We start from the raw sequence: 26,069 nt of genomic DNA, 5'->3' as shown, positions 1-26,069 counted from the left end.
AATGATTGGCGGGGACAGTAGATTCAAGCGGGCAGGGGCACGAGAGACCGTTCGCCTGCCTCGGCGAGGATCTGGTCGAGTGATTGTGCCCGACGGGCCAGCGACCACCTCCGGTCACCGACGGAATCGGTTTCGATGGTGTACACGGCGGGCCGCCCGAGCGCGTTGTACGAGAAGTGGCTGGAGAAGTAGTAGCCGCCGGTCTCCGGTATCGCTACCAGATCGCCGGGGTGAATGCGTGGCAGTTCGCGACCGACGGCCAGCATGTCACCCGTGAAGCAGGCGGGGCCTGCCACGTCCTGAATGCGCCGCTCGTCCTGCCTGCGCGCTCCGGCGCGGTCGTACACGTCGACCCGCAACGGCCAGGCGTCCGGCGCGAAGACCGTGCGGGTGGCGACCTGCACCCCCGCGTGGGTGACGGCGATCGGCCGGCCACCGGTGACCTTCGTGTATTCGACCCGGGCCACTATGGTGCCGGCCTTTGCCGTCAACGCCCGGCCGAACTCCGTCACCAGAACATATGTCCCGTCAAATAATTCGGGCACCATGGCTTCCAGGACAGCACGGTGATCGGCGAAGGTCGGGGTGATGTCGTCCGAGTCGAAGTTGACCGGGAGCCCGCCGCCGATGTCGATTCGCCGCAGTTGCGTACGGCCGGTCCGGACGGTGATCTCCCGGGCCAGCTCCACGACCTGGCGAACTCCCTCGGCGGCATGGTTCAAGCTCAGCCCCTGGGAGCCACTGTGCACATGCAGCTGGGTCAGCCACGGCCGGGAGACGAACGCGTCGATGAGCTGTCCACGCTGATCAGCCAGCCCGACACCGAATTTGGACGTGGTGGTCGCGGTGCTCATGGCACCGATGGCACCCGCCCCGGTCTGCGGGTTGACCCGCACGCCGACGATCGACCGGTGGTCCCCCACCCGCGCGATCGCTTCGTCGACCCGCACGAGTTCCTCAAGGTTGTCGATGTTGAACGAGATGCCCAGCTCGAGCGCTCTGCGGATCTCCGTCGCGGTCTTGGCCGGGGAATCGAAAACGATGCGGTCCGCGGGAAAGCCCGCGGCCAGAGCCAGTTCCAGCTCGCCCGGGCTGGCCACCTCGCAGCCGAATCCCGCCTGCGCGAACCGTTTCAGGACCGGGGGCAGAGTGATCGCCTTCGCCGCAATGGTGTGCAGCGCAGGCAGGTCCGGCGGGTACGCGTCGATCAATGCACGCATCAACTCATCGAGCGTGTCCAGGTCGATGATGCCGCACAACGGATGGAGGTCGTCGATGAACCCTTGTCGGGCGACACCGGCGACGACCTCTCCACGGCGGCGCAGCAGCGTGTCGGCGCTGGGCAGGACCTGTCGAGTGCACGTTGTTCCACCAGTCACAGAGATGAACCCTAGGGAGCCGGACCACTCGGTGAGAATCACCGCTGCTGAGGAATTGACCGGCGATCTTCTGCTGATTCGGAGAGCCACCTCAGCAGATCCGCGAGGTATCTACGAATTGCACTAGAGATGGCCACGATTCTCGTCGGATTCGACGGTGGGTTCGGTCGTTCGGCCCCGCCGGCGCTCCCACATCAGCAGACCGAGCGCCAGCCGCAGCCGGGACGGCGTCGACTGCAGGTCGATTCCGGAGACCGCGCCGATCCGCTCCAGCCGGTACCTCAGTGAGTTGGCGTGGATCCCCAGCCGGCGTGCCGCGGCGACCAGACTGCCCGGGTGTGCGAGAACTGCCGCGACGGTGTCGACGAACGAGGTCCCGTGATCGGTGTCGTGCCGACGCAGGACCTCCAGTGGTTCGGTGATGGTGTGCGCCATCGGGGCCAGGAGGTCGGCAGCCAGGATCAGGGTCAACGCATCCGGCACATCGTCGGCCGTGAGGACCGTGAGCCCGCGCTGCGGTGCCGCATCGTCAGGTGCCGCATCGTCCAGCGAAGCGGCGTCGAGGATCTGCCCCGCGACCTGTGCGGAATGCCGCAGGCCCGAAAGGGAATGGACGACAGGACCGACCGCCACCAGGCCAGGGCGGTCACCGGATACCCGGGCCAGGTCGGCCCTCAGCGGGCCTGCCACATCCGCCTCGTCGGTCTCGTCGTCGCGCAGTGGTACGACAGCGAGCAGGTCGGTGCCCACCTGCGCGGTCCGCGCCCCGGTGCGCAGCGCCTGGACATGGAACATCAGGGCGCGCGACGACGGCGTATCCGTTCCCAGCGCGACCACGGTGTGTCTGGCATCGCGTTGCAGTCCGAGCAGCGACGCAGGCACCCCTGGATCAACTCCACGCGAGAGCAGGTCGACCAGCGCGGACTCCTGAAGTCGCCGTTCGTACTGGTCACGGTGGACCTCGCGGAGCATCATGGCGGCGGCGGTCTGGCGCACCTGGAGGAGCAGCGCCCGCAGTTCCTCGCGGTCGGTGTCGTCGTCGAACGCCGCCCAGATCGTGCCGAGGGTCTCGGTGCCGGATTTCAGCGCCACCACCATGCGTGCGGGGTCGTCACCTTCGGCGTTGCGCACCACGACGTCGTCAGACCGCCAGATCGCGGGCAGAAATCCCGTCGCCATCAGCCGCTCGACGCGCCACGCGGGCACCGCACCGCGCAGAATGGTCTGGTTCCGGATGGCGTCGACGTCCTGCCCGACGACCGCGTACGCCAGCACCCGCGAATCCAGGTCCTCGATCGTCACCGGCGCCCCGCTCCTGGCGCTGATCCAGCGGGCCAGCGCCTGCAGGTTGTCGACCTGCGGGGCCGGCATGACGATGCGACCGGCGCCGAGCAGCCGGGTCAGCACCCCGAAGAGCTCGGTCCATCCCACCCATGGCGAACGTCGAAACAGGTGGGTCTGGTGCTCACCCAACAGCGATACGTCGCGCGTCGCGTCCGGGGGAAGAACCAGGGCCGCGGCCGTCCCCGCCTCCTCCAGCAACGATCCGAGGGCGAACCGATCCGCGATGCGGGTGTTCACCAACACGATCGTGCCGCTGTAGTCGGCGGGCGTGCCGGGTTCGTGGAGGGCGACGTCGCGCACCGTCGGATCGCCCTCGGGTTCGGTGCCCGCCAGGAACGGCACCAGCATGCCCGCGGCCCCGGATACGAGCGCAGACAGCGGTAGCACAGAGTTGGGGGCGCTCACGGTTGCCGATAGTCAAGTGCCACAACCGAATACCCTACAACGCGCGACGGCGGTGCGCCCGCGCCGACAGCGGCTCTAGACAGCGCTGCGATGTTTGCGCTGGGCGGCGAAGAACTCCGCCCAGGAGATCACTTCTGGATGTTGCTTGAGCAGTGCCCGGCGCTGACGCTCGGTCATTCCGCCCCACACGCCGAACTCGACACGGTTGTCGAGAGCATCGGCCCCACACTCGAGGATCACCGGGCAGTGCCGGCAGATCACCGCGGCTTTGCGCTGCGCGGCGCCTCGCACGAACAGTTCGTCGGGATCAGCTTGCCTGCATCGGGCCTGCGATACCCATGCGATCCGCGCTTCTGCCTCAACACCGTGTGCCGGGGTGTGGGCTGAGGCGGTTGTTGCCGTGCTGTGTGCGGCCGATCGTGTATCCAACACCAGCGATCCCTTCGTTCCAGCCGACAACCATTAAGGTGTGCGGCGAGCCCTCCGGTGTAGAACGCCGATGCGATCTACGCCACATTGCGTGAGCCAGTGTTACCTGGATCGCACTGTGTGTCCAAGCTAGGTGGTCAGAGGGTATTTACGCAACAGTTTGCAAGCCACTTTTTTGGGACGGTCGTGCCGTCTGACCCCGGTAACGCCCGTCCGCGCTGTTTCCGCAGAGAGATTGCGATGTCGCGATCCCGGCGCTCGTGGGGAAACCCCAGCCCAGCCGTCGTTACTCTGTACGCATGCCGGAGCAGCCGCCACGACCGCCCGCGCAGCCACCACGGGCGGTCACTGTCATCAAGCTCGCCTGGTGCTGCCTGTTGGCCAGCGTGCTCGCGGCCGCGTTGATGTTCCCGGTCGTCGGTGGATTCGGTCTGATCTCCAACCGGGCCTCCGATGTGGTTGCCAACGGCTCCACCGCACTGGTGGAAGGCGAGGCGCCGCAGGTGTCGACCATGGTCGACGCCAAAGGCAACACGATCGCGTGGTTGTATTCGCAGCGCCGGTTCGAGGTGCCCAGCGAGCAGATCGCCAACACCATGAAACTCGCGATCGTGTCGATCGAGGACAAACGGTTTGCCGAGCACAACGGTGTGGACTGGCAGGGCACGCTGACCGGCCTGGCCGGATACATGCGCGGGGATCTCGACACCCGCGGCGGTTCGACCCTCGAACAGCAGTATGTGAAGAACTATCAGCTGCTGGTGATCGCGCAGACCGACGCCGAGCGGCGCGCCGCGATCGAGACCACCCCGGCCCGCAAACTCCGTGAGATCCGCATGGCGCTCACGTTGGACAAGACGTTCACCAAGCCAGAGATCCTGACCCGGTACCTGAACCTGGTGTCGTTCGGCAACGGCGCCTACGGCGTCCAGGACGCCGCGCAGACCTACTTCGGCATCAACGCCTCCGAACTGAACTGGCAGCAGGCCGCATTGTTGGCCGGCATGGTGCAGTCGACGAGCGCCCTGAACCCGTACACCAACCCTGACGGCGCCCTGGCCCGCCGGAATCTCGTGTTGGACACCATGATCGACAACATCCCGCAGGAGGCCGAGGCACTGCAGGCCGCCAAGCAGCAACCGCTGGGCATCCTGCCGCAGCCCAACGAACTTCCGCGGGGCTGCATCGCCGCAGGCGACCGGGCATTTTTCTGCGACTACGCACTCGAATATCTGGCGCGGGCGGGCCTCAGCAAGGATCAGGTCGCCAAGGGCGGCTACCTGATCAAGACGACGCTGGACCCCGACGTGCAGAGCACGGTCAAATCATCGATCGACGGCATCGCCCGCCCGGACACCCCTGGCATCGCGAGCGTGATGAGTGTGGTCAGACCGGGCAAGGATTCCCACCCGGTGCTCGCGATGGCCAGCAACCGCACCTACGGGTTGAACACCGATGCCGGCGAGACGATGCAGCCGCAACCGTTCTCGCTCGTCGGTGACGGCGCCGGGTCGATTTTCAAGATCTTCACGGTGGCGGCGGCCATGGACATGGGCATGGGCATCAACACCCAGCTGTCGGTGCCCAACCGGTTCGAAGCCAAGGGTCTGGGCAGCGGCGGCGCCAAGGGATGTCCCAAGGACACCTGGTGTGTGCAGAACGCCGGCGGCTACCGCGGCTCGCTGAGCGTCACCGACGCGCTGGCCACCTCGCCGAACACCGCGTTCGCCAAACTCATCTCGCAGATCGGTGTGCAGCGCACGGTGGACATGGCGGTGCGTCTGGGCCTGCGGTCCTACGCGCTGCCGGGCACCGCGCGCGACTACGACCCGGAGAGCAACGAGAGCCTGGCCGACTTCGTCAAGCGGCAGAACATCGGTTCGTTCACGCTGGGACCCATCGAGGTCAACCCGTTGGAACTGTCCAACGTGGCGGCCACCCTCGCCTCCGGCGGCACCTGGTGCCCGCCCAACCCGATCGCGCAGGTCCTCGACCGTGACGGCCAGGAGGTGTCGGTGACCACCGAGACCTGCGAACAGGCCGTGCCCGAAGGCCTGGCGAACACCCTGGCCAACGCGATGAGCAAGGACGATCAGGCCTCGGGCACCGCAGCCGGCTCGGCAGGATCGGTGGGCTGGGATCTGCCGATGTCGGGCAAGACCGGCACCACCGAGGCGCACCGCTCGTCGGGGTTCCTCGGCTTCACCAATCAGTACGCCGCCGCCAACTACATCTACGACGACTCGTCGAGCCCCGGTGAGCTGTGCTCGTTCCCGCTGCGCCAGTGCGGGGACGGCGACCTGTTCGGCGGCAATGAGCCCGCGCGCACCTGGTTCACCGCGATGAAGCCGATGGCCACCAACTTCGGTCCGGTGGCCCTGCCGCCCACCGATCCCCGCTATGTCGACGGCGGACCGGGTTCACACGTGCCCACCGTCTCCGGTCTGGACGAGACTGCCGCCCGGCAACGGCTGCGCGAGTCCGGCTTCCAGGTCGCCGATCAGTCCAACTCGGTCAACAGCACATCCAGGTACGGCACCGTCGTGGGCACCTCACCCAGCGGTCAGACCATTCCCGGCTCGATCATCACGATCCAGATCAGCAACGGCATCGCTCCCCCGCCGCCGCCCCCGCCCGTGGCGTTTCCGCTGCCGGGCGGTCCGCCGCCCGAAATCGGCCAGACGGTCGTCGAGATCCCCGGGTTGCCGCCGATCACGGTGCCCGTGCTGGGTCCGCCGCCACCGCCGCCACCGCCGCCGTGATCGGCGCGTGGCAGTAGGCTGCACACATGTCTGCCGTCTCGTTCGCCAAGACCGCCGGGGTAGCCAAGAAAGCAGCCGCGGTCACCGCAGGCTCCGTGGTGGCCGGGGTCGGTTACGCGTCCCTGATCGAACGAAACGCGTTCGTGCTGCGGGAAACGACCATGCCGGTGCTGGCACCGGGCTCCTCGCCGTTGCGGGTACTGCATCTGAGCGACCTGCACATGCGGCCCAACCAGCGCCGCAAGCAGGCCTGGCTGCGGGATCTGGCCCGGCTCGAACCCGACCTGGTGGTCAACACCGGTGACAACCTGGCCCATCCGAAAGCAGTGCCCGCCGTCGTGCAGTCCCTCACCGATCTGCTCGCGGTGCCGGGGTTGTTCGTCTTCGGCAGCAATGACTACTTCGCGCCGCAACTGAAGAACCCGGTGAACTACCTCACCAAGCCGCAGCACCGCAAGCACGGCGCACCGCTGCCCTGGCAGGACCTGCGGGCCGCGTTCACCGAGCGGGGCTGGCTGGATCTCACCCACACCCACCGCGACCTGGAGGTCGCCGGGCTGCACATCTCGGCCGCCGGGGTCGATGATCCGCACCTCAAGCGGGACCGCTACGACACCATCGCGGGCCCGGCCAACGCCGCGGCCAACCTGACGCTGGGGCTGACCCATTCACCCGAGCCGCGCGTGCTCGACCGGTTCGCCGCCGACCGCTACCAACTGGTGCTGGCCGGGCACACCCACGGCGGGCAGCTGTGCCTGCCGTTCTACGGCGCGATCGTGACCAACTGCGAGCTGGACCGGTCGCGGGCCAAGGGCGCGTCGCGCTGGGGAGCCGGCATGGCACTGCATGTGTCGGCAGGTATCGGCACCTCCCCGTTCGCCCCGGTGCGGTTCTGCTGCCGTCCGGAAGCCACGCTGCTCACTTTGGTGGCCGCGCCCACCGGCGGCGGCCATGCCGGCACCAGGGCCGGTCAGTCCTCCCCGGCCGTATCGGCGCATTGATCGCCGGTCACCGATGACCGATACGGCATCGACCGCGTCCCGTACCCAGCCGCGCCAGTGGGTCGACAACGCGGTCCGACTGATCGAGGCCGACGCCAAACGCAGCGCCGACACACATCTGCTGCGATACCCGCTGCCCACGGAGTGGAGCGACCGGTTCGACGTGGCGCTGTACCTCAAAGACGAATCCACCCACATCACCGGCAGCCTCAAGCACCGGTTGGCCCGGTCGTTGTTCCTGTACGGGCTGTGCAACGGGTGGATCGGTGAGAACACCACCGTGATCGAGGCGTCCTCGGGCTCGACGGCGGTGTCCGAGGCGTATTTCGCGGCGCTGCTCGGTCTGCCGTTCATCGCGGTGATGCCGTCGTCGACCAGCGCCTCGAAGATCGCGCTCATCGAATCACAGGGTGGCCGTTGCCATTTCGTCGCGGAATCATCCCAGGTGTATGCGGAGGCCCAGCGGCTGGCCGAGGCGACCGGTGGTCATTACCTGGACCAGTTCACCAATGCCGAACGCGCCACCGACTGGCGCGGCAACAACAACATCGCCGAGTCGATCTTCGAGCAGATGCGCATGGAGCCCCACCCGGTACCGGAATGGATCGTGGTGGGTGCGGGCACCGGCGGCACCAGTGCCACCATCGGCCGGTTCATCCGCTACCGGCGCCACGCCACCCAGCTGTGTGTCGTCGACCCGGAGAACTCGGCGTTCTTCCCGTCGTACGCCCAGGGTCGCGACGACATCGTCACGGGGGCATCGTCACGCATCGAGGGCATCGGGCGCCCGCGGGTGGAGCCGTCGTTTCTGCCCGGCGTGGTCGACCGCATGGTGGTGGTTCCCGACGCCGCCTCCGTCGCCGCCTCGCGCCACGTCAGCGGCGTGCTGGGCCGTCGGGTCGGCCCCTCGACGGGGACCAATCTGTGGGGTGCGTTCGGGCTACTTGCCGAGATGATCGAGCGGGGACGCAGCGGTGCGGTGGTGACGTTGCTGGCCGACAGCGGCGACCGCTACGAGGACACTTACTTCGACGACGGCTGGCTGACCAGCCAGGGGCTGGACCCCTCCGGCCCGGCCGAGGTGCTGTCCGGGTTCGAGCGCTCCGGCTGCTGGTCCTGATCGTCGGCGCCGTCGGCCGTCATGAAGAGCCACAACGCCGCCAGGGCGAAGAAGCCCAGATAGATCGTGGCGCCCAAGGCGGTCATGTCGTACTCCAGTCGTCGGATGCTTGTCAGTGTGTACAACGTCCCGACATACCGAATCCATCCCCGGTCGGATCGTGATGTACGCCGCTACGCGGATGCCGGGGTGATGCGGACGGGACTAGGTTGCGGGTATGGACCTGCGCCGCCCGGTGGTGTGGCTGGTGCCGCTGGTGGTCGCGGCCATCCAGGTGTTCGGCAGCACGGGCATGCGCCACCGCGTTCCCGACCCACACTGGGTGCCGCTGAACTGGTTCGGCTATGCGCTGTTGATCGCCGGGCCGGTGGCGCTGTTGGCACGCATCCGCTATCCGTACCCGGTGCTGCTGGTGGTTCTGGTCGTCACGGTCAGCTTTCAGTTGGCCGGGTTCGGGCCTGGCCCGGTGTTCCTGTCGCTGGTGGTGGCGTTCCTGCGCGCCGCCACTGTCGGTCCCCGCTGGTGGACCTACCCGTTACCGCTCATCGGCTGGTCGGCGGTGGCATGGCTGCTGCCGTGGCTGCGCGGGGTGCCTGGGCCGCCGCTGGCAGTGATCGCCGGCCTCGGTTCGTGGTTGTTGGTGTTGATCGCCATCGCCGAGGGGCTGCGGCAGCGCCACTCGGTGGTGGAGGCGCGCCGCCAGCGTCGCGACGCGATGGCCCTGCAGGCGCGCTCCGAGCAGCAGCGCCAGGCGACGGCGGCGCGGCTGGCCATCGCCCGTGAACTACATGATGTGCTCGCCCACAGCCTGTCGATGATCAATGTGCAGTCGGCGGTGGCGCTGGAACTGCTCGACGAGCAGCCGCAGCGGGCAGGTCCGGCGCTGGCAGCCATCAAAGATGCCAGCCGCCAGGCGATCACCGATGTGCACTCCCTGGTGGCCGCGTTGCGCACCGAAGGCGGCGAACCCACGGCGCCCACACCGGGCATCGCCGACCTGGATGCCCTGCTCGCCCCGGCGCGCGCGACCGGGCTGATCGTGACCACCGCGGTGCACGGGGATGCGCGACCGCTGCCCGCGGTGATCGACGTCGCGGCCGCGCGCATCGTGCAGGAATCGCTGACCAATGTGGTGCGCCATTCCACCGCGGGCACTGCGGCGGTGGAATTGAGCTACGGTCCCGGTGAACTGGCCGTCGGAGTCGACAACGACGGCCGGCCGCTTCCCCCGTCGCTCCGCTCGCCCCGTCCGTTGAACGACAGCCCGTCCGCGGGCGGCAGCGGCCTCACCGGCATGCGTGAACGCACCCGCGCCCTGGGCGGGTCGTTCACCGCCAGACGGGTGCCCGGCGGCGGTTTCAGTGTCCGGGCGACGTTCCCCGTGGACGAAAGTGACGACCGCCCATGACGATTCGAGTGGTGATCGCCGACGATCAAGCGCTGGTGCGGGCAGGCTTCGCCGCATTGCTCGACGCGCAGGACGGGATCGAGGTGGTCGCGCAGGCCGACACCGGCACCCGCGCGCTCGACGCCGCCCGGCAGTTGCGGCCCGATGTGGTGCTGATGGACATCCGGATGCCCGAGATGGACGGGCTGGCCGCGACCGGCGCGATCGCCGCCGACCCGTCATTGTCCGAGATGCGGGTGGTGGTGCTGACCACATTCGAACTCGACGAGTACGTGTTCGAGGCGATGCGCGCCGGGGCCAGCGGATTCCTGGTCAAGCACACCGAGCCTGCCGAGTTGGTGCGCGCGGTGCGGGTGGTGGCCGCAGGCGACGCGCTGCTGTCACCGTCGGTGACGCGCCGGCTGGTCGCCGAGTTCGCCGCCAGGGCCAAGGTGCCCACCACGCCCGCACTCGACGAGCTGACCGCGCGGGAACAGGAGGTGATGACGCTGGTGGCCGAGGGGCTGACCAATGCCGAGATCGGCGAACGGCTGTTCATGAGCCCGGCCACCGCCCGCACCCATGTCAGCCGAATCCTGACCAAGCTGAATGCCCGCGACCGCACACAGTTGGTGGTGCTGGCCTACGAGAGCGGGTTGGTACGTCCGGGATGGCAGGGCTGAGGCCACCGCTACGCCACGTGACGTAGCGCGATCACCGCCCGCGGGCCGATGCTTCCGGCGCCCCCGCGGCAGCAGGCTTGAGATCATGAACATCTACGAGATCACCCCCACCGCAACCACTTTCCTGGCCGAGCACGGCGGACGCTTCGCCGACCACGGCTGGAATCCCTGGTTCGTACTCATCCCGATCACGTTCTGGACGCTGGTGATCGTCGGCGTGGTGTACCTGGTCCGCCGGTTCCGCGGGCGCCAGGGCGAACGCACGCTGCGCGACGCCTACGCCAAGGGCGAGGTCAACGAGGCCGAGTACCGGGCCCGGCTGGCAGTGCTGCGCGAGACCCGTCGCTGAGCCGGCTTTTTCCTCGATGTTCGCCGAGATCAACACCAGGGTCGCGATTGCCCGCGATCAACGACCCTGGTGTCGATCTCGGCGCGGGTAACCGTTTGGCTTTCGACCACCGCGGTGCGATACGCTGTCGTGGCTTCACGCGGGGTGTGGCGCAGCTTGGTAGCGTGCTTCGTTCGGGACGAAGAGGTCGTGGGTTCGAATCCCGCCACCCCGACTCGCGTAGTCGCAGATAGAAGGCTCTGACTGGTGATCCAGGTCGGGGCCTTCTTGCGTTTCCCGATATGACTGTCAATGCAGTGCACTCGCAGTGCGCTATATTGCACCCATGGATCAGGCCGCCGCACACCTCGCCTCGGCGATCGGCGCCCGGGTCAAACAGGAGCGCCAGGCGCGAGGCTGGACGCTGGACCGACTGGCCGAGACCGCCGGGGTCAGCCGCCGGATGGTGGTCAGCGTCGAGCAGGGCGCGGTCAATCCCAGCGTGGGCACCCTGCTGCGGCTCAGCGATGCGCTCGGGGTCGGGCTGCCTGCGTTGGTCGAACCGCCGGAAGCCAAGTCGGTCAAGGTCACTCGCCGCGGCGACGGCGCCACGCTGTGGCGCGGCGAGGCCGGAGGACACGGGGTCCTGGTGGCAGGCACCACGCCCCCGGATGTGGTCGAGCTGTGGGACTGGACCCTGGGTCCGGGCGACCGGCACACCAGCGAGGCCCACGCCGCGGGCACCGCAGAGCTCATCCACGTCCAGGAGGGCTCGCTCACCGTCGAGGTGGCCGATCAATCGGTCAGCCTCGAGGCCGGTGATGCGGTGGCATTTCCCGGGGACACCGCCCATTCCTACGCCAATCCACACGACCGACCGGCGCGGTTCTCCCTGACCGTCTTCGAACCGGGCGTCGGAGTTCGTCAGAAAGGAGACTGAGATGCTCATCCACCCATGGGATGCCGCACTCGACACCGAAGAGTGGCAGGCCTGGCTGGCCTCGACCGACCGGTTCGGGATGCTCGCGGTGAACAACATCGAGCCGGCCCAAGCCCCGCTCGTGGTGCCCACGCATTTCACCGTCGCCGGCAGCGATCTGCTGATCCACCTGGCCCGGCCCAATCCCGTGTGGGCGCACCTGGAGGCGGCGACCGAGGTACGCCTCGCGGTGATCGGCGACTACGCCTACATACCGACCTACTGGCGCGCCAAGGCTGGCGGACCCGACGAAGACGGGGTGCCGACCAGCTACTACTCGGCGGTCCAGTTCGTATGTCGCCCAACTGTTGTCGACGATCCCGAAGGTAAGGTGCGGATTCTCACCGCACAGCTCGACGATTTCCAGCCCGAGGGTCGCCACGCCACGGTCGCCGTCGGCGCGGACCCCTACGGACGGATGCTCGCCGGTATCCGCGGCGTGCGACTGGAAGTGCTGCGCGTCGAGGCCAAGTTCAAGTACGACGACGCGAATCCCGTCGAACACCGCGAACGCGTCATCGACAATCTCGAGAAAAGAGACCATGGGCTCGACGCGCGCGCCGCCGCCCAGCAGCGGCGACGCCTCGCCGCGATCGGCGACTGGCGTACCCACCGCGACAAGGACTAGTCACCTCAGTCGTGCGGCTTGCCCTTTTTGTTGGGGTGTTCTTTCTGCTTGCCATGGCCCTTGCCGTGGCCCGGCCCGGTCTCGTCCTGCACCGGTGCCATCGAGGTCGGCGGCGCAACGGTCGTCACGGGCGTCGAAGTCGCGGTGACGGGGGCAACCTGTCTCGGCGCGACATCGGGCGAACTGCTGAGTACCAGCAGCAGCGCACCCACGACGAGAGTGGCCAGCACCGCGGCGATTCCGAGCACCAACCGGGTGTGCGAACGCCGCGCGGGACCGAACGCCGCGGGCGGTGGCGCCGGGAGTGGCGGCAGGGGCGCGGTCAGCACTTTCGTGGCCGGGCGGGCCGCGGCGAATCGCGTCGTGGGTGGCGCCTGACCGCTGAGGGCAGCCCACATCGCGGTGGCCTCGGGGAAGCGTTGGGCGGGTTCGCGAGCCATCGCCATCTCGAGCGCCGCGGCCACAGCCGGGTCGACGTCGGGGCGCGCCACCGCGATCGGCACGGGGGTCTGGCCGAGGATGGCGTGCACCATGGCGGCCGGGTTGTCGTGCTCGAACGGACGGCGCCCCGTCAGCGCCTCATAGCCCAGCACCCCGACCGCGTAGAGGTCGTCGCTGACGCCTGCCGGCCGGCCTGCCAGACGCTGCGGGCTCAGGTACGCCATGGTGCCCAGCACCTGCCCGGTGCGGGTGTGCACCGCCCCATCGGATTTCGCGATGCCGAAATCGGCGAGCTTGGCGTGGCCGGAGGCGCCGATCAGGATGTTGCCCGGCTTGATATCGCGGTGCAGGATGCCGACCGCGTGGGCGGCCGCCAGTGCGGACAGGATCTCCCCCAGCAGCGCCACCACCCTGGCCTGTGGCATCGGACCAACGGCGATGTCGTCGGCGAGCGTACGCCCGGGCAGCCGTTCCATCACGATGAACGGCGTGCCGTGGTGTTCGCCACTGTCATGGACGGCGACGACGTTCGGATGGTTCAACGCCGCGGCGGCACGCGCCTCCTCCTCGAATCGCTTCCGCAGGTCGGCGTCGGCACTCCAGCCGGGATAGAGCAGCTTGACCGCGACCGGACGTGACAACCGGACATCCCAGCCGTCTCGCACTTCGGCCATCCCGCCGCGCCCCAAGACACCGCGCAATTCGTAGCGGTTTCCGAGGAGTTGATCTGCGCTCCCCATGCATCGGACTATATCCACAACGATCGGGATTGAACGCTTGACCAATCTACTGGTCATTTGTTTAACTTCCTGATCATGCGTCCAATCGAGGATGTGACCACTAGGGCCCGGATCCGCGACACCGCGATGCGACTGTTCGCCGAGCATGGGGTCAGGGAGACGACGATCCGCACGATCGCCACCGAGGCGAACGTGGCACCCGGGCTGGTCTCGCACCATTTCGGCAGCAAGCAGGGATTGCGTGATGCGTGCGATGACCACGTCATGGACTACCTGCGCCGGGTGATCACCGAAGGCGTGGACGGCCAGGCCATCGCCGACCCGGGCTATGTCGGTGACGTGTACCGGAGCGCACCGGTGGTGCTGCGCTATGTGTCCCGTGCCATGGTCGACGAATCACCCGGAGCGGCAAAGCTGTTCGACGATCTTGTGCAGCTGACGGAACGCTATCTGGAGACCCATCCGCCGCAGGGCCGCGCCGCCCACACCGACCTGCGGACGCTGGCAGCGGTCCACGTCGCGATGCGGCTCGGCGTGTGGGTGCTGCACCCGCACCTGGTCCGTGTGCTCGGGGGCGACGCACTCACTCCCACGCTGCTGGCGCGAATCAGCGGGGCGGTACTCGATGCGATCTCACCGGATCTGGCGGGCGCCGACCTGATGTCGTTGGCGCGCACCGGCTTGACACGTTATCAACAGGAGCAGGAGCAGTGACCGAAGAACAGGCCGGGAAAGTCACCCTCTCCGGTGCGCAGGAAACCACCCTCGCCACGCTCTACGGCAAGGCGATGGAGAGCCGGCGCGCGGATTCGATCTTGCAGGACACCGACGCGGACAAGGCCCTGCACCGTATCGACTACGACTTCGGCAAGCTCCGGATACGCCGCAGTGATCACGTGTCGCTGGCCGTGCGGGCCAAGGCGTACGACATCTGGGCCCGACAGTTCATCGATGCCCACCCGCGCTGCACCGTGCTGCATCTGGGCTGTGGCCTCGACACCCGCGCCTACCGTGTCGCCCCGCCCACGTCGGTCACCTGGTATGACGTCGACCATCCTGACGTAATCGCTTTGCGACGCAAGCTGTTTGCGGACCGGGACGGCGTAGGGATGATCGCAGGCTCGATCACCGACCCGACGCTGCTCGACGAGGTGGCAGGCGGGGCACCGGTGCTCGTGATCGCCGAGGGCGTCACCCCCTACCTGCCTGCCGGGGACGGCATCGCGATGCTGCGTCGCATCGTCGGGCATTTCCCGTCCGGCGAATTGCTGTTCGACGGCTACAACCGAGGTGGCCTGTGGTTCCTGCAGCGCTACGGCTGTGTGAAGGCCTCCGGCGCACGCCTCGGCTGGAGCATCGGGGACCCCCACAGCATCGAACGCGCCGTGCCCGGCCTGCGTCTGGATGCCGAACTCTGGTACTCCGATGCACCCGGCATGGGGGCGCGGCTGTCCTGGCTGAACCGGAAACTGCTCCGTGGGGCCTATCGCATCCCTGCGATCCGTCGACTCGGCCGTCCATTGCGGTATACCTTCGGCTGACCGGGTGGCATGCTCACCGCATGGCTCGGTTCACCCTCGAAGCCGCCGATGCCGACTTCTTCAGCACGGCGCCGCACATCTTCACCTACCGCAAGCGTTTCGCCGCCACACCGGAGCGGGTCTGGGAGTCGCTGACCTCCGACGAGTCCCTGGCCGCCTGGGGCGCGTCGGTCAAGGATGTCCACTGGTTGTCCCAGCGTCCGTTCGGCGTCGGCACCAGCCGCGAAGTGGTGCTGGCGCCCGGGTTGGTCCGGGTCCACGAGACCTTCTTCCGGTGGGAGGACGGCCGCCGGTACTCGTTCACCGTCGACCACGCCAGCATTCCGTCGCTGAGGCGCTTCGCCGAGGACTATCTGATCGAACCCGCAGGTGACGGGCACACCGACTTCACCTGGATCGTCGCGATCGAGCCGAAATCCGCCTTCGCGCTACCGTTCAAAGTCCTGGCCCCCGTCCTCAAGGCCGCATTCGGCCGAACGGCTTCCGACGGCCAGGGCTACTTCGCCGGCCGGGTGTGACGACGGCCTCAACCAAGTGGTCGGTAGCGTCAGCGCGATGACCACCTCCACGAAGAGCTGGATCAACCGGCTGACGCAGTTCGACCGGGACGGTGACACGTTCCGGATTCGCGAACCGCGCCGCGGCGCTGTCGACCGGCTCTTCGGCGGGCTCATCGCCGCGCAGTCGCTGGCCGCCGCAGGCGCCACCGTTGACGCCGGAAAATTGCCGCAGTCACTGCACACCTACTTCGTCCGCGGCGGCAGGTACGACGCCGACGTCGACTTCCACGTCGAACGCACCCGTGACGGGCGCTCGTTCGCCACCCGCCGGGTCACCGCCATTCAGGACGATGCGGTGATCCTGGAGATGATCGTCTCGTTCCACCAGCCAGAACCCGGCGTCGACTGGTCGCCCGACGTCACCCCGGCTCTCGAATTCGACGCTGCGGCAGGGAAAGACTCGATTCTGGACTTCGGCGAATGGTTCGAACTGCGCACCCTGCCCGGAGATCGATCGGAGTTCGCGGTCCCGCCGTTCTGGATCCGGACCCGCGTCGCGATCGAGGACGACCCGCTGATCCGCGCCTGCACGCTCACCTTCATGTCCGACCTGGGGCCGGTGCCCGCGGCGCTACCTCCGCAGGTTGAACTACGGGCGGAGCTCGGATTCGCGGCCAGCCTTGACCATTCGATCTGGTTTCACCGCCCGTTCGCCCCTGACCAGTGGCACCGGTATGAGGTGCGGCCGGTCAATCACAACGATTCCAGGGGGCTCGCGGTCGGATCGCTGTACGCGGCCAACGGGGCCCTCGTTGCCAGTGTCACCCAGGAAGCACTCTGGCGGATCGCCTAATCGGGCGGTTCCTGCGCGCCGCCGTCAGCGTCCACGTCGGGTGTGGCCTCACGGATCTCTTTGTCGCTCTTGCGATCCGGATGGGATTTGTCGACGGCGCCCCCGCGCCGGTCGGCGCGGCGTTCGTCGGCGTGCTGTTCGTCGTAGATGCCTTCTCCGCGTGGCATGGCATTGGAACTACCCGTTCGGCAGGATTTCAAACGTGCGCCCTACAGGCGTGACTTCACCGCAGCCGACAGCCGTGCCCCGTCGGCCTTGCCCGCGGCGATCGCCGTGGCGGCCTTCATGACCTGGCCCATCTGGCGCATGCCCGGGCGTTCACCGATCTCCTCGGACACCTGCGCGATCGCGGTGTCGGCGACATCGGCCAACTCCGCGTCGGTCAACGGCGTCGGCAGGTACTCGTCGATGACGCGCGCCTCGGCGTGCTCGGTTGCGGCGAGCTCGCCGCGGCCGTTCTGGGTGTAGATCTCGGCCGATTCACCGCGCTTCTTGGATTCGCGGGCCAGCACCTTGATGACCTCGTCGTCCGACAGCTCACGGGGCTGCTTGCCCGAGACTTCCTCGGTCTGGATCGCCGCCAACAGCATGCGCAACGTGGCGGTGCGCAATTTGTCCTGCGACTTCATCGCTCCGGTCAGATCGGCGCGCAGCCTGTCCTTGAGTTCGGCCATATGGCAAACCTACGCCGCGCCCGCGTCGCCACCCGCGAGGAATCGCGCATCGACCGACACCGACACCTCGATGTCCGCCGGGACGAGTTCCACCTCGCGGGCCGAGCCCATCGGCACCGCTGCCATCGCCCGCAGTTGGGGCACATCCGCAGGCGACGAATGACCGAGCATGCCGGCATCGGCGATCGCCACCGGCCGGATCGGGCCGAGGCCCAGCGCATCGGCATAGCGCTGGGCGCGGACCACCGCGTCGCGCACCGCGCCGGTGTGTACCTCCACAACCAGCTCCTCGCGGTGCACGGCCGTCAACGCCCACTCGATGCGCGACAACGCAAACCCCGCGGTGCCGGTGATGTGCTCACCGACCCAGCGCGAGAGTGCGGTGAAGTCACTGAACTTCACCTCGAGGCCCACACTGGCGTGGTGCACCAACGGCAACTGCTTGCCCTCGTTGTTCCAGGGCCGGTTCGCCCAGGTATGTAGCTGCGCAGTGGACCACCAGGTAACGGGGCCGTCGTCGGGATTGTGTAACGGCCCGATCGACGCCTTCACCGCGTCGAGGTCACGGGCGACGCGCTCGTACACCGGCTCGATCGCGGGACCCTCGAACGAGACCGTGGCGTGCACCGTTGCACGTTCGGGAGGCTGGAACGCAGAGCAGGATCCGCGGACGATGATCTCGGTCGGCATACGCCTCACCGTAGTTGGCCCGTTACCTGTTATGACTGTTACTGATGAGGGATGGGGCACGTTGTCAATTTCGCGGGCCATGGACAGGATGGAGAACATGAGCAACGACGCCGACGGGTTCTTTCCACCCCACCCGCCGCCGCCGGGCCCACCGCCTCCGGGTTACCACCCGTCCGCCGGCTACCACCCTCCCCCCGGTTATGGACCACCGCCAGGATTCGCGCCTCCGCCGGGGTACGGGCCGCCACCCGGGTATGGCCCACCGCCTGGCTACGGACCACCGGGCTACGGGCCGCCGGGCTACGGGCCGCCGGGCTACGGGCCGCCGGGCTACGGGCCACCGCCCGGCTATCCGGCTGCGCTCAAACCAGGCGTCATTCCGCTGCGCCCACTGACCTTGTCCGACATCTTCAACGGCGCGGTGGCCTACATCCGGAAGAACCCGAAGGCCACGCTCGGTTTGACCACGATTGTCGTGATCGTGTCCCAGATCATCGTGCTCCTGGTGCAGATCGGTCCGCTGGCCACACTCGGCGCGTCCGAGTCCACCCTGCAGGGCGAAATGCCCTCGACGGGAACACTCGTGCTGTTCTCGAGCGGGGCGATCGCAGGCATCATCGTCACCGTGCTGGCCTCGGTGCTGCTCAGCGGTTTGCTCACGGTCGTCATCGGGCGTTCGGTGTTCGGCGGATCGATCACCATCGGAGAAGCCTGGCAGCGGTTGCGCAGCCGGTTTCCGGCACTGATCGGGCTGACCGCGCTGGAAGCCTTGGCGGTGATCGTGATCGGCGGGCTCATCGTGGTCATCATCGTCGCCGCGGGCAGCGTGGGCGGCGGGCTGGCAGGCTTCCTGATCGGGGCGCCGCTGGTGCTGGTGACATTCGTCGCCCTGCTGTACGCGGCCACCGTGCTGCTGTTCGCGCCGCCGTTGATCGTGCTGGAGCAACTCGGCATCTTCGCGGCCATCGGACGCTCGTTCGCACTGGTGAAGAAGGACTTCTGGCGGGTCTTCGGCATCTGGCTGCTGGCCACCATCGTGGCATCGGTGATCTCCGGTGCGGTCGCCGTGCCGTTCAGCGTCGCCGGTCAGGTCCTGTCGATCGGCGCCGAGAGCCTGTCGGTCGCCGGGTTGGTGTTGAACGCGATCGGCAGCGCCTTCGGGCAGATCATCACGGCGCCGTTCAGCGCCGGTGTGGTGGTGCTGCTGTACACCGATCGCCGGATCCGTGCCGAGGCGTTCGACCTGGTCCTGCAGACCGGTGCGGCCGGGCCCGCTGAGTCCACCGATCAACTCTGGCTGACCCGGCGCTTCTGGTGAGCATCGAAATCGACCGTGACGCTGCGCATGACACTGCGCAGAATGAGTTGAGCAAACCGATCTATCCCAGATCTTCACCGACCGAACAACTCGGCGACTGGCTCAACGAGCTCCTGTACCGGATCGCGTCGAAAGGCTCGACGGTTCCCGGCGGTTGGTTCACCATCGCGGTGCTGGCCATCCTGGCCGTGGTGGCCGTGGTGGTGGCGGTGCGCATCGCCCGGCGCACCATGCGCAGCAGCAGCGGCGTGGACTACAGCCTCTTCGGCGACAGAGAATTGAGCGCCGCTGAGCACCGTGCCACCGCCGAACAATATGCGGCGAGCGGCAATTGGGCATCAGCGATCCGTCATCGACTGCGCGCCGTCGCGCGGCACCTGGAGGAAGCCGGGGTACTCGACCCAGTGCCGGGGCGCACGGCAACCGAGCTCGGCCGCGACGCCGGCGCCGCACTTCCCGACTTATCTACCGAATTATCAACTGCCGCAACTACATTCAACGATGTAACCTACGGTGAACAACCGGGCACCGAGGGTGCATACCGAATGATCGCCGACCTCGACGGCAGGCTACGGGACCGCGGTCCCGTAGCAGTCAACCCCGCAGCAACACCCGCCGCCACCCTGGGCTGGACGCCGGTGCGATGACACAGAAGACCCTTCCTCGCGCCGGCGGTCGCTGGCGCACCGGCCGCTGGGTGGTACTGGCACTCGTGGTCATCATCGCCGTGGCCGCGGTGAGTACCTACCTGACGGCACCTCGCGCCGGCGGCCGGATGGATCCCCAGGCGACCTCGCCTGAAGGAGCCCGCGCCCTGGTCACCCTGCTGCGCGAGCACGGCGTGGACGTGATCACCGCAGGAACCATCGATGACGTCGAACGCGCCGCACGGCCCGGCACCCTGCTGGTGGCGGCACAGACGATGTACCTCTCGGGAGATGAGCAGTTGCAGCGCCTGGCCAAGGCCCCCGGCGATCTGCTGGTGATCGAACCGGTGGGCAAAACCAGGGAGGCACTGGCCCCGGCACTCAAATTGGGCGACGCCGATGCCTTCGGCGGTGGCGAACCCGATTGCGAACTGGCCGAAGCCGTCCGTGCCGGCGAAACCCAACTGGGGGCGACGAACACCTTCGAAGCCGCCGGGGATACGCCCGTGACACGCTGCTATCGCGGCGCGGTGGCCCGGTACCACGACGGCGGGCGAACCGTAACCGTCGTCGGCACTGCCACGTTCATGTCGAACTCGGGCCTGCTCAAGCAGGGCAATGCCGCGCTCGCGATGAATCTGGCCGGCGCCCAGCCCAGGATGATCTGGTATGCGCCACAACGCTTCGAGGGCGAATCTGGCGGCGACGCATCGTTGTTCAGCCTGCTGCCCAAACAGATCTCCTGGGTCGTCCTGCAACTGTTCCTGGTGGTGGCGCTGCTGGCGGTGTGGCGGGCCCGACGCCTGGGGCCGCTGGTGGCCGAGTCCATGCCCGTCGTGGTCCGCGCCTCCGAAACCGTCGAGGGACGCGGTCGGTTGTACCGGTCCCGGCGGGCCCGCGACCGGGCCGCCGACGCATTGCGCACGGCCACTCTGCAGCGGCTGCTCCCCCGGCTCGGCCTGACCGCAGAGGCGCGGCCGGCGGCGGTGGCCGCGGCGGTCACCGCCCGCTGCGGTGGCGACGCCGCAGGCCACGCTCACACACTGTTCGGGCCGCCCCCGGCCACCGATTCTGATCTGGTCCACCTCGCCAACCAACTCGACGACATCGAAAGGCAGGTCGCGCAGTCGTGACTCAGCCAGCCCCCACCATTGACTCTGATACGGCACGAACTGCGTTGCTGGCCTTACGTAATGAGATCGCCAAGTCGGTCGTCGGCCAGGATGCGGTGGTCAGCGGCCTGGTGATCGCGCTGCTCTGCCGAGGCCACGTGCTGCTCGAGGGGGTGCCCGGTGTCGCCAAGACGCTGTTGGTGCGCACGCTGGCGGCGACGCTGCAGCTGGACTTCAAACGGGTGCAGTTCACCCCGGACCTGATGCCGGGCGACGTCACCGGGTCACTGGTCTACGACGCGCGCACAGCCGAGTTCGAATTCCGTGCCGGCCCGGTGTTCACCAACCTGTTGCTGGCTGACGAGATCAACCGGACGCCGCCGAAGACGCAGGCTGCACTGCTGGAGGCGATGGAGGAACGTCAGGTCACCGTCGACGGTCAACCCCGTTCGCTCCCTGACCCGTTCATCGTTGCGGCCACCCAGAATCCGATCGAGTACGAGGGCACCTACCAGTTGCCCGAAGCCCAGCTGGACCGGTTCCTGCTGAAGTTGAATGTGCCGCTGCCGCCGCGGGATCAGGAGATTGCGATCCTTAGCCGCCACGCGCACGGCTTCGACCCGCGGGACCTGTCCGCGTTGCGGCCGGTGGCCGGTGCGGCCGAGCTCGCCGCTGGACGCGAGGCAGTCAAGCAGGTCCTAGTGGGTGACGAGGTGCTCGGCTACATCGTCGACATCGTCGGCGCCACCCGGCATTCCCCGGCTCTGCAACTGGGCGTGTCTCCCCGCGGCGGCACCGCACTGCTGGCCACCGCCCGCTCCTGGGCCTGGCTGTCCGGGCGCAACTACGTGACGCCCGACGACGTCAAGGCGATGGCGCGGTCCACGCTGCGCCACCGGATCGCCCTGCGGCCGGAGGCCGAGCTGGAAGGCGCCACCCCCGACGGTGTGCTCGACGGGATTCTGGCGTCAGTCCCGGTACCGCGCTGATGGTTCTCACCGGCCGCGCCGGCCTGGTCGCCCTGATCTGCGTCCTGCCGATCGGGTTGGCACCAAGGCCTGCAACGGCTTTCCTGGCGCTGGTGCTGTTACTGGCCGTCGCGGTCGTCGCCGATGTGACGCTCGCCGGGGGCGTGCGTGACCTGCAATTGCAGCGTGGCGGGGACTCCACGGCACGGCTCGGACAACCGGTCGAGGCGATATTGACCGTGCAGAACTCGGGTAGGCGGCGGTTACGGGGGCGGATCCGCGACGCCTGGGCACCGAGCGCGTCAGCCACCCCACGCGCACATGAGGTGAACATCGCTGCCGGGCAACAGGTTCGCATCGTCACCAGGCTGCGGCCGGTGCGCCGCGGGGATCAGCAGTCGGCGCAGGTCACGGTGCGGTCGATCGGCCCGCTCGGCCTGGCCGGGCGGCAGGGCTCACACCGGGCCACCGGTCAGGTGCGCATCCTGCCGCCGTTCCTGTCGCGCAAGCACCTGCCGTCCCGGCTGGCCAGGCTGCGCGAACTCGACGGCGCGATCCCGGTGCTGATCCGCGGGCAGGGCACCGAATTCGATTCTCTGCGTGAGTATGTCGTGGGTGACGACGTCCGCTCGATCGACTGGCGCGCGACCGCTCGGCGGGCCGACGTGGTGGTACGCACCTGGCGTCCGGAACGGGACCGTCGGGTGGTGATCGTGCTCGACACCAGCCGCACCTCGGCGGGCCGGGTCGGCGTCGATCCCACCGCGAGCGATCCCGGCGGCTGGCCGCGGCTGGACTGGTCGATGGATGCCGCCCTGCTGTTGGCGGCACTGGCCTCCCGAGCCGGGGACCATGTCGATTTTCTGGCCATCGACCGGGTGACCCGCGCCGGGGTGTTCAACGCGTCGCGCACCGAGCTGCTGGCTGCGCTGGTGGAGGCGATGGCGCCGCTGCAGCCCGCCCTCGTCGAATCCGACGCCACGGCTTTGGTTTCCGCGGTGCGGCGCCGCGTGCGTGGGCGCGCGCTGGTGGTGCTGTTGACCGACCTGAATGCCTCGGCGCTCGACGAGGGTTTGATGGCGGTGCTGCCGCAGTTGTCGGCACGTCACCGGGTGCTGTTGGCTGCGGTCGCCGACCCGCGGGTGGATCAGCTGGCCGCCGGTCGTGCCGATGCGGCGCAGGTGTACGACGCGGCAGCTGCCGAGCGCGCCCGCAATGATCGCCGTGCCATCGCTTCCCGGCTGCGGGGCCACGGAGTGGATGTGGTCGACGCCCCGCCGGAGGAGCTGGCGCCGGCATTGGCCGACCACTACCTGGCGATGAAAGCGGGTGGAAAGCTCTGATATCGCTCTAGTTCCCTCGCCTCCCTAGCGCGAGCAGGCACTTATGTCCCCAAAATGGGCGCGTTACGGGTACCTAAGTGTCTTCTCGCCAGAAAAGGTGACCGGAAAGGTGACCGGAAAAGCGACCGGGGACGCCTAACCCGTCGGGACAACGTCGGGGGCATCCTCGACATCGCCGGTCTCCCCCGCCCGGACCGCCTTGCGGCCGAAGTGGAAAACGTAGGCTAGGAATGCGATCTCGACGGCCACGCCGATGGCGATCCGCACAAAGGTGGGCAACGACGACGGTGTCACGAATGCCTCGACGGCACCGGATATCAACAGCACCACCGCCAGTCCGATCGCGGCGGCCACCACCGCCCTGCCCTGCTCGGCGAGCACCTGGCCCCTCGGCCGGTTGCCCGGCGAGATCACCGACCAGCCCAGCTGCATGCCCACCGCACCGGCCAGGAACACCGCCGTGAGTTCCAGCAGACCGTGCGGGGTCAGCAGACCGAGGAACAGGTCGCCTTTGCCTGCATGGAACATCAGCCCGGCGATCACCCCCAGGTTCGCCGCATTCTGGAACAGCACATACGGAATAGGAAGCCCGAGCAGGATCGCGAACCCGATGCATTGCGCGGCCACCCACGCGTTGTTCACCCACACCTGCAGTCCGAAGGATCCCGCCGGGTGTTCGCTATAGTACGACGCGAAATCGTGGTTGACCAATTCCTGGATCTCGCTTGGGGTTCCGATCGCCGTGTGCACCTCGGGGTTGCCGGACACCCAGACCGCCAGCGCGATCGTCACGATGAAGAAACCCACCGCCGTACCGAGCCACCACCGCCACGACCGGTAGGCCACCACCGGGAACGACACCGTCCAGAACCGCACGAATTCCCGCGACAACGGGGCGTGTGCCCCTGTCACGGCCGCGCGCGCCCGGGCCACCAGTCCCGACAACCGGCCGACGAGCACCGAGTCGCTCGACGCCGACCGCACCATCGACAGGTGGGTGGACACCCGCTGGTACAGGTCGACCAGCTCGTCCACTTCGGCGCCGGTCAACCGCCTGCGGCGTTTCACCAGCTGTTCCAACCGGTCCCAGGTGGCGCGATGGGCCATTACGAACGCATCGACATCCACTCGGCAAAGCTTAATCGGTAGCGTGTGGCGGTATGGTTTCCCAGCCTGAGCCCGTGGTCACCGGGGATGCCGTGGTTCTCGACGTTCAGATCGCGCAGCTGCCGGTACGCGCACTGGCGGTGATGATCGACGTCTTCGTGGTCTTCATCGGCTACATCCTCGGCGTGCTGTTGTGGGCGATCACCTTGAGCCAGCTCGACGACGCGCTGTCGGCGGCCATTCTGATCATCTTCACGGTGCTGGCGCTGGTCGGATACCCGGTGATCATGGAGACCGCCACCCGGGGTCGCTCGCTGGGCAAGATGGCGCTGGGACTGCGGGTGGTCTCCGAAGACGGCAGCCCGGAACGTTTCCGCCAGGCCTTGTTTCGTGCCCTGGCCGGTTTCGTCGAGATCTGGATGTTCACGGGTGGGCCCGCGGTGATCTGCAGCCTGCTCTCAGCGCGGGGCAAGCGGATCGGGGACATTTTCGCCGGCACCGTGGTGATCAGCGAGCGCGGCCCCAAGCTGACACCGCCACCGGCCATGCCGCCGGCCCTGGCCTGGTGGGCGGCTTCGCTGCAGTTGTCCGGGCTCGGCCCCGAACAGGCCGAGTTGGCCCGGCAGTTTCTCTCCAGGGCATCACAGTTGGATCCGCGGGTACGCGACGACATGGCCCACCGGATCCTCGGTGAGGTCGCCGCGCGGATTTCACCCCCGCCGCCACCCGGGGCGCCGCCCCAGTACGTGCTGGCCGCGGTCCTCGCCGAACGGCACCGCCGCGAGCTGGCCCGCCGGATGCCCGTGCCTGCGCCCACCGCCATGGCGCCACCACCGTTCGCACCGCCACCGCAGCCCCCGGCGCCTACCGGTGGCTTCACCCCGCCGAGCTGAGCGGAGAGGCAACCAGTGACACATGATTTCGACACCCTGGTGGCCGAGGCCGACGACGCACCGGTTGACGGCTGGGACTTCTCCTGGCTGGACGGCCGGGCCACCGAGGAGCGTCCCTCGTGGGGCTATCAACGGTTGATGGGCCAACGGTTGACGACGTCCTCGGCGGCCCTGGACATCCAGACCGGGGGCGGCGAGGTGCTGGCCGGTGCGACGCGATTCCCGCCGACCATGGCCGCCACCGAATCGTGGCCGCCCAATCTCGCCAAGGCGACCCGGCTGCTCGGGCCCCGTGGCGTGGTGGTGGTGGCTGCCGCCGACGAGCCGCCGCTGCCGTTCGCCGACGACGCATTCGACCTGGTGCTCAGCCGACACCCCGCCACCGTGTGGTGGGCGGAGATTGCCCGTGTGCTCACCCCCGGCGGGACCTACTTCGCCCAGCACGTCGGCCCAGCAACCGTGTTCGAGCTCGTGGAATTCTTTCTCGGACCACAGCCCCGGAACGCGCGTCGCCCGGAAGACGAGAGCGCGGCAGCCCGCGCCGTGGGACTTGAGGTGGTCGATCTGCGCTCCGAACGGCTGCGGATGGAGTTCTTCGATATCGGTGCGGTGGTGTATTTCCTGCGCAAGGTGATCTGGACCGTGCCGGGCTTCACGGTCGAGAAGTACCGCGACCGGCTACAGCGACTTCACCGGCAGATCGAGGCCGAAGGACCCTTTGTCGCGCACTCCTCACGGCACCTGTTCGAGGCACAAAAACGGGGCCGATGAGTTCTTGACCACACCAATGGGACATC

The 26,069-nt window shown here is 68.0% G+C and carries 27 protein-coding genes and 1 tRNA gene; 20 read left to right on the top strand and 8 right to left on the bottom strand.

Annotation, left to right across the window (positions count from 1 at the left end):
- Window positions 1-23: 23 nt before the first annotated feature.
- The 3 genes from M1247_RS04035 to M1247_RS04025 all read right to left on the bottom strand — a co-directional run bounded on the left by M1247_RS04035 (window position 24) and on the right by M1247_RS04025 (window position 3,557).
- A complete protein-coding gene (locus M1247_RS04035; RefSeq protein ID WP_317154949.1) occupies window positions 24-1,379 on the bottom strand; it encodes a type III PLP-dependent enzyme domain-containing protein in 1,356 nt (451 codons plus the stop codon).
- 123 nt (window positions 1,380-1,502) lie between these two features.
- Complete coding sequence (locus tag M1247_RS04030) at window positions 1,503-3,128, bottom strand: PucR family transcriptional regulator (RefSeq protein WP_317154948.1); 1,626 nt, start codon at window positions 3,126-3,128, stop codon at window positions 1,503-1,505.
- A 75-nt stretch (window positions 3,129-3,203) separates the two neighbouring features.
- Entirely contained in the window at window positions 3,204-3,557 is a 354-nt protein-coding gene (locus M1247_RS04025; RefSeq protein ID WP_410506806.1) for a WhiB family transcriptional regulator, read from the bottom strand.
- Between the two features lie 299 nt (window positions 3,558-3,856).
- Here M1247_RS04025 and ponA2 point away from each other — a divergent pair, with 299 nt between their 5' ends.
- The 9 genes from ponA2 to M1247_RS03980 all read left to right on the top strand — a co-directional run bounded on the left by ponA2 (window position 3,857) and on the right by M1247_RS03980 (window position 12,445).
- Window positions 3,857-6,319 (top strand): transglycosylase/D,D-transpeptidase PonA2, encoded by a 2,463-nt coding sequence (gene ponA2, locus M1247_RS04020; RefSeq protein WP_317154947.1) that lies wholly within the window; start codon window positions 3,857-3,859, stop codon window positions 6,317-6,319.
- A 26-nt stretch (window positions 6,320-6,345) separates the two neighbouring features.
- On the top strand, window positions 6,346-7,320 hold the full coding sequence (locus M1247_RS04015; RefSeq protein WP_317154946.1) for a metallophosphoesterase: 975 nt from the start codon (window positions 6,346-6,348) through the stop codon (window positions 7,318-7,320).
- A gap of 13 nt (window positions 7,321-7,333) precedes the next feature.
- Window positions 7,334-8,440, top strand: a complete 1,107-nt coding sequence (gene cds1, locus M1247_RS04010) for an L-cysteine desulfhydrase Cds1 (protein ID WP_317154945.1) — start codon at window positions 7,334-7,336, stop codon at window positions 8,438-8,440.
- A 217-nt stretch (window positions 8,441-8,657) separates the two neighbouring features.
- Window positions 8,658-9,848 (top strand): sensor histidine kinase, encoded by a 1,191-nt coding sequence (locus M1247_RS04005; RefSeq protein WP_317154944.1) that lies wholly within the window; start codon window positions 8,658-8,660, stop codon window positions 9,846-9,848.
- A complete protein-coding gene (locus tag M1247_RS04000) occupies window positions 9,845-10,510 on the top strand; it encodes a response regulator transcription factor (RefSeq protein ID WP_317154943.1) in 666 nt (221 codons plus the stop codon). Before M1247_RS04005 ends, M1247_RS04000 begins: the two co-directional genes overlap by 4 nt.
- An 85-nt stretch (window positions 10,511-10,595) precedes the next feature.
- Window positions 10,596-10,859 carry an SHOCT domain-containing protein gene (locus M1247_RS03995; RefSeq protein ID WP_317154942.1) on the top strand — a complete coding sequence of 88 codons (264 nt, stop codon included), beginning with the start codon at window positions 10,596-10,598 and terminating at the stop codon, window positions 10,857-10,859.
- Between the two features lie 140 nt (window positions 10,860-10,999).
- Window positions 11,000-11,073: transfer RNA gene (locus M1247_RS03990), tRNA-Pro, on the top strand.
- A gap of 111 nt (window positions 11,074-11,184) precedes the next feature.
- Window positions 11,185-11,778, top strand: coding sequence for a helix-turn-helix domain-containing protein (locus tag M1247_RS03985; RefSeq protein ID WP_317154941.1), 594 nt, complete (start codon window positions 11,185-11,187; stop codon window positions 11,776-11,778).
- 1 nt (window position 11,779) lies between these two features.
- The gene (locus M1247_RS03980) at window positions 11,780-12,445 is read left to right on the top strand and encodes an FMN-binding negative transcriptional regulator (protein WP_317154940.1); all 666 of its coding nucleotides are present in this window, start codon (window positions 11,780-11,782) and stop codon (window positions 12,443-12,445) included.
- A 5-nt stretch (window positions 12,446-12,450) separates the two neighbouring features.
- On the opposite strand, the gene M1247_RS03975 is transcribed toward M1247_RS03980, so the two are convergent.
- Window positions 12,451-13,626, bottom strand: coding sequence for a serine/threonine-protein kinase (locus tag M1247_RS03975; RefSeq protein ID WP_317154939.1), 1,176 nt, complete (start codon window positions 13,624-13,626; stop codon window positions 12,451-12,453).
- Between the two features lie 75 nt (window positions 13,627-13,701).
- On the opposite strand from M1247_RS03975, the gene M1247_RS03970 reads away from it, so the two are divergent.
- The 4 genes from M1247_RS03970 to M1247_RS03955 are packed head-to-tail and all read left to right on the top strand — an operon-like array spanning window position 13,702 to window position 16,520.
- A complete protein-coding gene (locus M1247_RS03970; protein WP_317154938.1) occupies window positions 13,702-14,340 on the top strand; it encodes a TetR/AcrR family transcriptional regulator in 639 nt (212 codons plus the stop codon).
- A complete protein-coding gene (locus M1247_RS03965) occupies window positions 14,337-15,167 on the top strand; it encodes a class I SAM-dependent methyltransferase (protein ID WP_317154937.1) in 831 nt (276 codons plus the stop codon). Before M1247_RS03970 ends, M1247_RS03965 begins: the two co-directional genes overlap by 4 nt.
- 20 nt (window positions 15,168-15,187) lie before the next feature.
- Window positions 15,188-15,685, top strand: a complete 498-nt coding sequence (locus M1247_RS03960) for an SRPBCC family protein (protein WP_317154936.1) — start codon at window positions 15,188-15,190, stop codon at window positions 15,683-15,685.
- A gap of 37 nt (window positions 15,686-15,722) precedes the next feature.
- Window positions 15,723-16,520 (top strand): acyl-CoA thioesterase, encoded by a 798-nt coding sequence (locus tag M1247_RS03955; protein WP_317154935.1) that lies wholly within the window; start codon window positions 15,723-15,725, stop codon window positions 16,518-16,520.
- On the opposite strand, the gene M1247_RS03950 is transcribed toward M1247_RS03955, so the two are convergent.
- The 3 genes from M1247_RS03950 to M1247_RS03940 are packed head-to-tail and all read right to left on the bottom strand — an operon-like array spanning window position 16,517 to window position 17,884.
- Window positions 16,517-16,687: a hypothetical protein gene (locus tag M1247_RS03950; RefSeq protein WP_317154934.1), complete on the bottom strand. Its 171-nt coding sequence runs from the start codon at window positions 16,685-16,687 to the stop codon at window positions 16,517-16,519. The two genes, M1247_RS03955 and M1247_RS03950, sit on opposite strands and share 4 nt — an antisense overlap.
- A gap of 42 nt (window positions 16,688-16,729) precedes the next feature.
- Window positions 16,730-17,194 carry a GatB/YqeY domain-containing protein gene (locus M1247_RS03945; protein WP_317154933.1) on the bottom strand — a complete coding sequence of 155 codons (465 nt, stop codon included), beginning with the start codon at window positions 17,192-17,194 and terminating at the stop codon, window positions 16,730-16,732.
- Window positions 17,195-17,203: 9 nt separating this feature from the next.
- Window positions 17,204-17,884: an SIMPL domain-containing protein gene (locus M1247_RS03940; protein WP_317154932.1), complete on the bottom strand. Its 681-nt coding sequence runs from the start codon at window positions 17,882-17,884 to the stop codon at window positions 17,204-17,206.
- 88 nt (window positions 17,885-17,972) lie between these two features.
- Here M1247_RS03940 and M1247_RS03935 point away from each other — a divergent pair, with 88 nt between their 5' ends.
- From M1247_RS03935 to M1247_RS03915, 5 genes are read left to right on the top strand one after another with little or no spacing between them, the layout of a single operon-like run.
- Window positions 17,973-19,202 (top strand): glycerophosphoryl diester phosphodiesterase membrane domain-containing protein, encoded by a 1,230-nt coding sequence (locus M1247_RS03935; protein WP_317155025.1) that lies wholly within the window; start codon window positions 17,973-17,975, stop codon window positions 19,200-19,202.
- Entirely contained in the window at window positions 19,196-19,849 is a 654-nt protein-coding gene (locus tag M1247_RS03930; RefSeq protein ID WP_317155024.1) for a DUF4129 domain-containing protein, read from the top strand. The genes M1247_RS03935 and M1247_RS03930 overlap by 7 nt, the downstream gene beginning before the upstream one ends.
- Window positions 19,846-20,982 (top strand): DUF4350 domain-containing protein, encoded by a 1,137-nt coding sequence (locus M1247_RS03925; protein WP_317154931.1) that lies wholly within the window; start codon window positions 19,846-19,848, stop codon window positions 20,980-20,982. Before M1247_RS03930 ends, M1247_RS03925 begins: the two co-directional genes overlap by 4 nt.
- A complete protein-coding gene (locus M1247_RS03920) occupies window positions 20,979-21,950 on the top strand; it encodes an AAA family ATPase (RefSeq protein ID WP_317154930.1) in 972 nt (323 codons plus the stop codon). The genes M1247_RS03925 and M1247_RS03920 overlap by 4 nt, the downstream gene beginning before the upstream one ends.
- On the top strand, window positions 21,950-23,272 hold the full coding sequence (locus M1247_RS03915; RefSeq protein WP_317154929.1) for a DUF58 domain-containing protein: 1,323 nt from the start codon (window positions 21,950-21,952) through the stop codon (window positions 23,270-23,272). The genes M1247_RS03920 and M1247_RS03915 overlap by 1 nt, the downstream gene beginning before the upstream one ends.
- A 135-nt stretch (window positions 23,273-23,407) precedes the next feature.
- Here the strand turns inward: M1247_RS03915 and M1247_RS03910 are convergent, their stop codons facing one another.
- Entirely contained in the window at window positions 23,408-24,400 is a 993-nt protein-coding gene (locus M1247_RS03910; RefSeq protein ID WP_317154928.1) for a stage II sporulation protein M, read from the bottom strand.
- Between the two features lie 32 nt (window positions 24,401-24,432).
- Here M1247_RS03910 and M1247_RS03905 point away from each other — a divergent pair, with 32 nt between their 5' ends.
- Together M1247_RS03905 and M1247_RS03900 are read left to right on the top strand one after the other, a co-directional pair.
- Window positions 24,433-25,272, top strand: coding sequence for an RDD family protein (locus M1247_RS03905; protein WP_317154927.1), 840 nt, complete (start codon window positions 24,433-24,435; stop codon window positions 25,270-25,272).
- 15 nt (window positions 25,273-25,287) lie between these two features.
- A complete protein-coding gene (locus M1247_RS03900; RefSeq protein ID WP_317154926.1) occupies window positions 25,288-26,043 on the top strand; it encodes a class I SAM-dependent methyltransferase in 756 nt (251 codons plus the stop codon).
- Window positions 26,044-26,069 lie beyond the last annotated feature (26 nt).

The sequence above is a fragment of the Mycobacterium appelbergii genome (assembly GCF_032883035.1).
GTDB lineage: Bacteria > Actinomycetota > Actinomycetes > Mycobacteriales > Mycobacteriaceae > Mycobacterium > Mycobacterium appelbergii.
This window is presented reverse-complemented; position numbering and strand designations above follow the sequence as displayed.

Coding starts and splice junctions, on each gene's coding strand:
- ponA2 (WP_317154947.1), top strand. CDS start 3,857: ATGCCGGAGCAGCCGCCACGACCGCCCGCGCAGCCACCACGGGCGGTC.
- M1247_RS04015 (WP_317154946.1), top strand. CDS start 6,346: ATGTCTGCCGTCTCGTTCGCCAAGACCGCCGGGGTAGCCAAGAAAGCA.
- cds1 (WP_317154945.1), top strand. CDS start 7,334: ATGACCGATACGGCATCGACCGCGTCCCGTACCCAGCCGCGCCAGTGG.
- M1247_RS04005 (WP_317154944.1), top strand. CDS start 8,658: ATGGACCTGCGCCGCCCGGTGGTGTGGCTGGTGCCGCTGGTGGTCGCG.
- M1247_RS04000 (WP_317154943.1), top strand. CDS start 9,845: ATGACGATTCGAGTGGTGATCGCCGACGATCAAGCGCTGGTGCGGGCA.
- M1247_RS03995 (WP_317154942.1), top strand. CDS start 10,596: ATGAACATCTACGAGATCACCCCCACCGCAACCACTTTCCTGGCCGAG.
- M1247_RS03985 (WP_317154941.1), top strand. CDS start 11,185: ATGGATCAGGCCGCCGCACACCTCGCCTCGGCGATCGGCGCCCGGGTC.
- M1247_RS03980 (WP_317154940.1), top strand. CDS start 11,780: ATGCTCATCCACCCATGGGATGCCGCACTCGACACCGAAGAGTGGCAG.
- M1247_RS03975 (WP_317154939.1), bottom strand. CDS start 13,626: ATGGGGAGCGCAGATCAACTCCTCGGAAACCGCTACGAATTGCGCGGT.
- M1247_RS03970 (WP_317154938.1), top strand. CDS start 13,702: ATGCGTCCAATCGAGGATGTGACCACTAGGGCCCGGATCCGCGACACC.
- M1247_RS03960 (WP_317154936.1), top strand. CDS start 15,188: ATGGCTCGGTTCACCCTCGAAGCCGCCGATGCCGACTTCTTCAGCACG.
- M1247_RS03955 (WP_317154935.1), top strand. CDS start 15,723: ATGACCACCTCCACGAAGAGCTGGATCAACCGGCTGACGCAGTTCGAC.
- M1247_RS03950 (WP_317154934.1), bottom strand. CDS start 16,687: ATGCCACGCGGAGAAGGCATCTACGACGAACAGCACGCCGACGAACGC.
- M1247_RS03945 (WP_317154933.1), bottom strand. CDS start 17,194: ATGGCCGAACTCAAGGACAGGCTGCGCGCCGATCTGACCGGAGCGATG.
- M1247_RS03940 (WP_317154932.1), bottom strand. CDS start 17,884: ATGCCGACCGAGATCATCGTCCGCGGATCCTGCTCTGCGTTCCAGCCT.
- M1247_RS03935 (WP_317155025.1), top strand. CDS start 17,973: ATGGAGAACATGAGCAACGACGCCGACGGGTTCTTTCCACCCCACCCG.
- M1247_RS03925 (WP_317154931.1), top strand. CDS start 19,846: ATGACACAGAAGACCCTTCCTCGCGCCGGCGGTCGCTGGCGCACCGGC.
- M1247_RS03915 (WP_317154929.1), top strand. CDS start 21,950: ATGGTTCTCACCGGCCGCGCCGGCCTGGTCGCCCTGATCTGCGTCCTG.
- M1247_RS03905 (WP_317154927.1), top strand. CDS start 24,433: ATGGTTTCCCAGCCTGAGCCCGTGGTCACCGGGGATGCCGTGGTTCTC.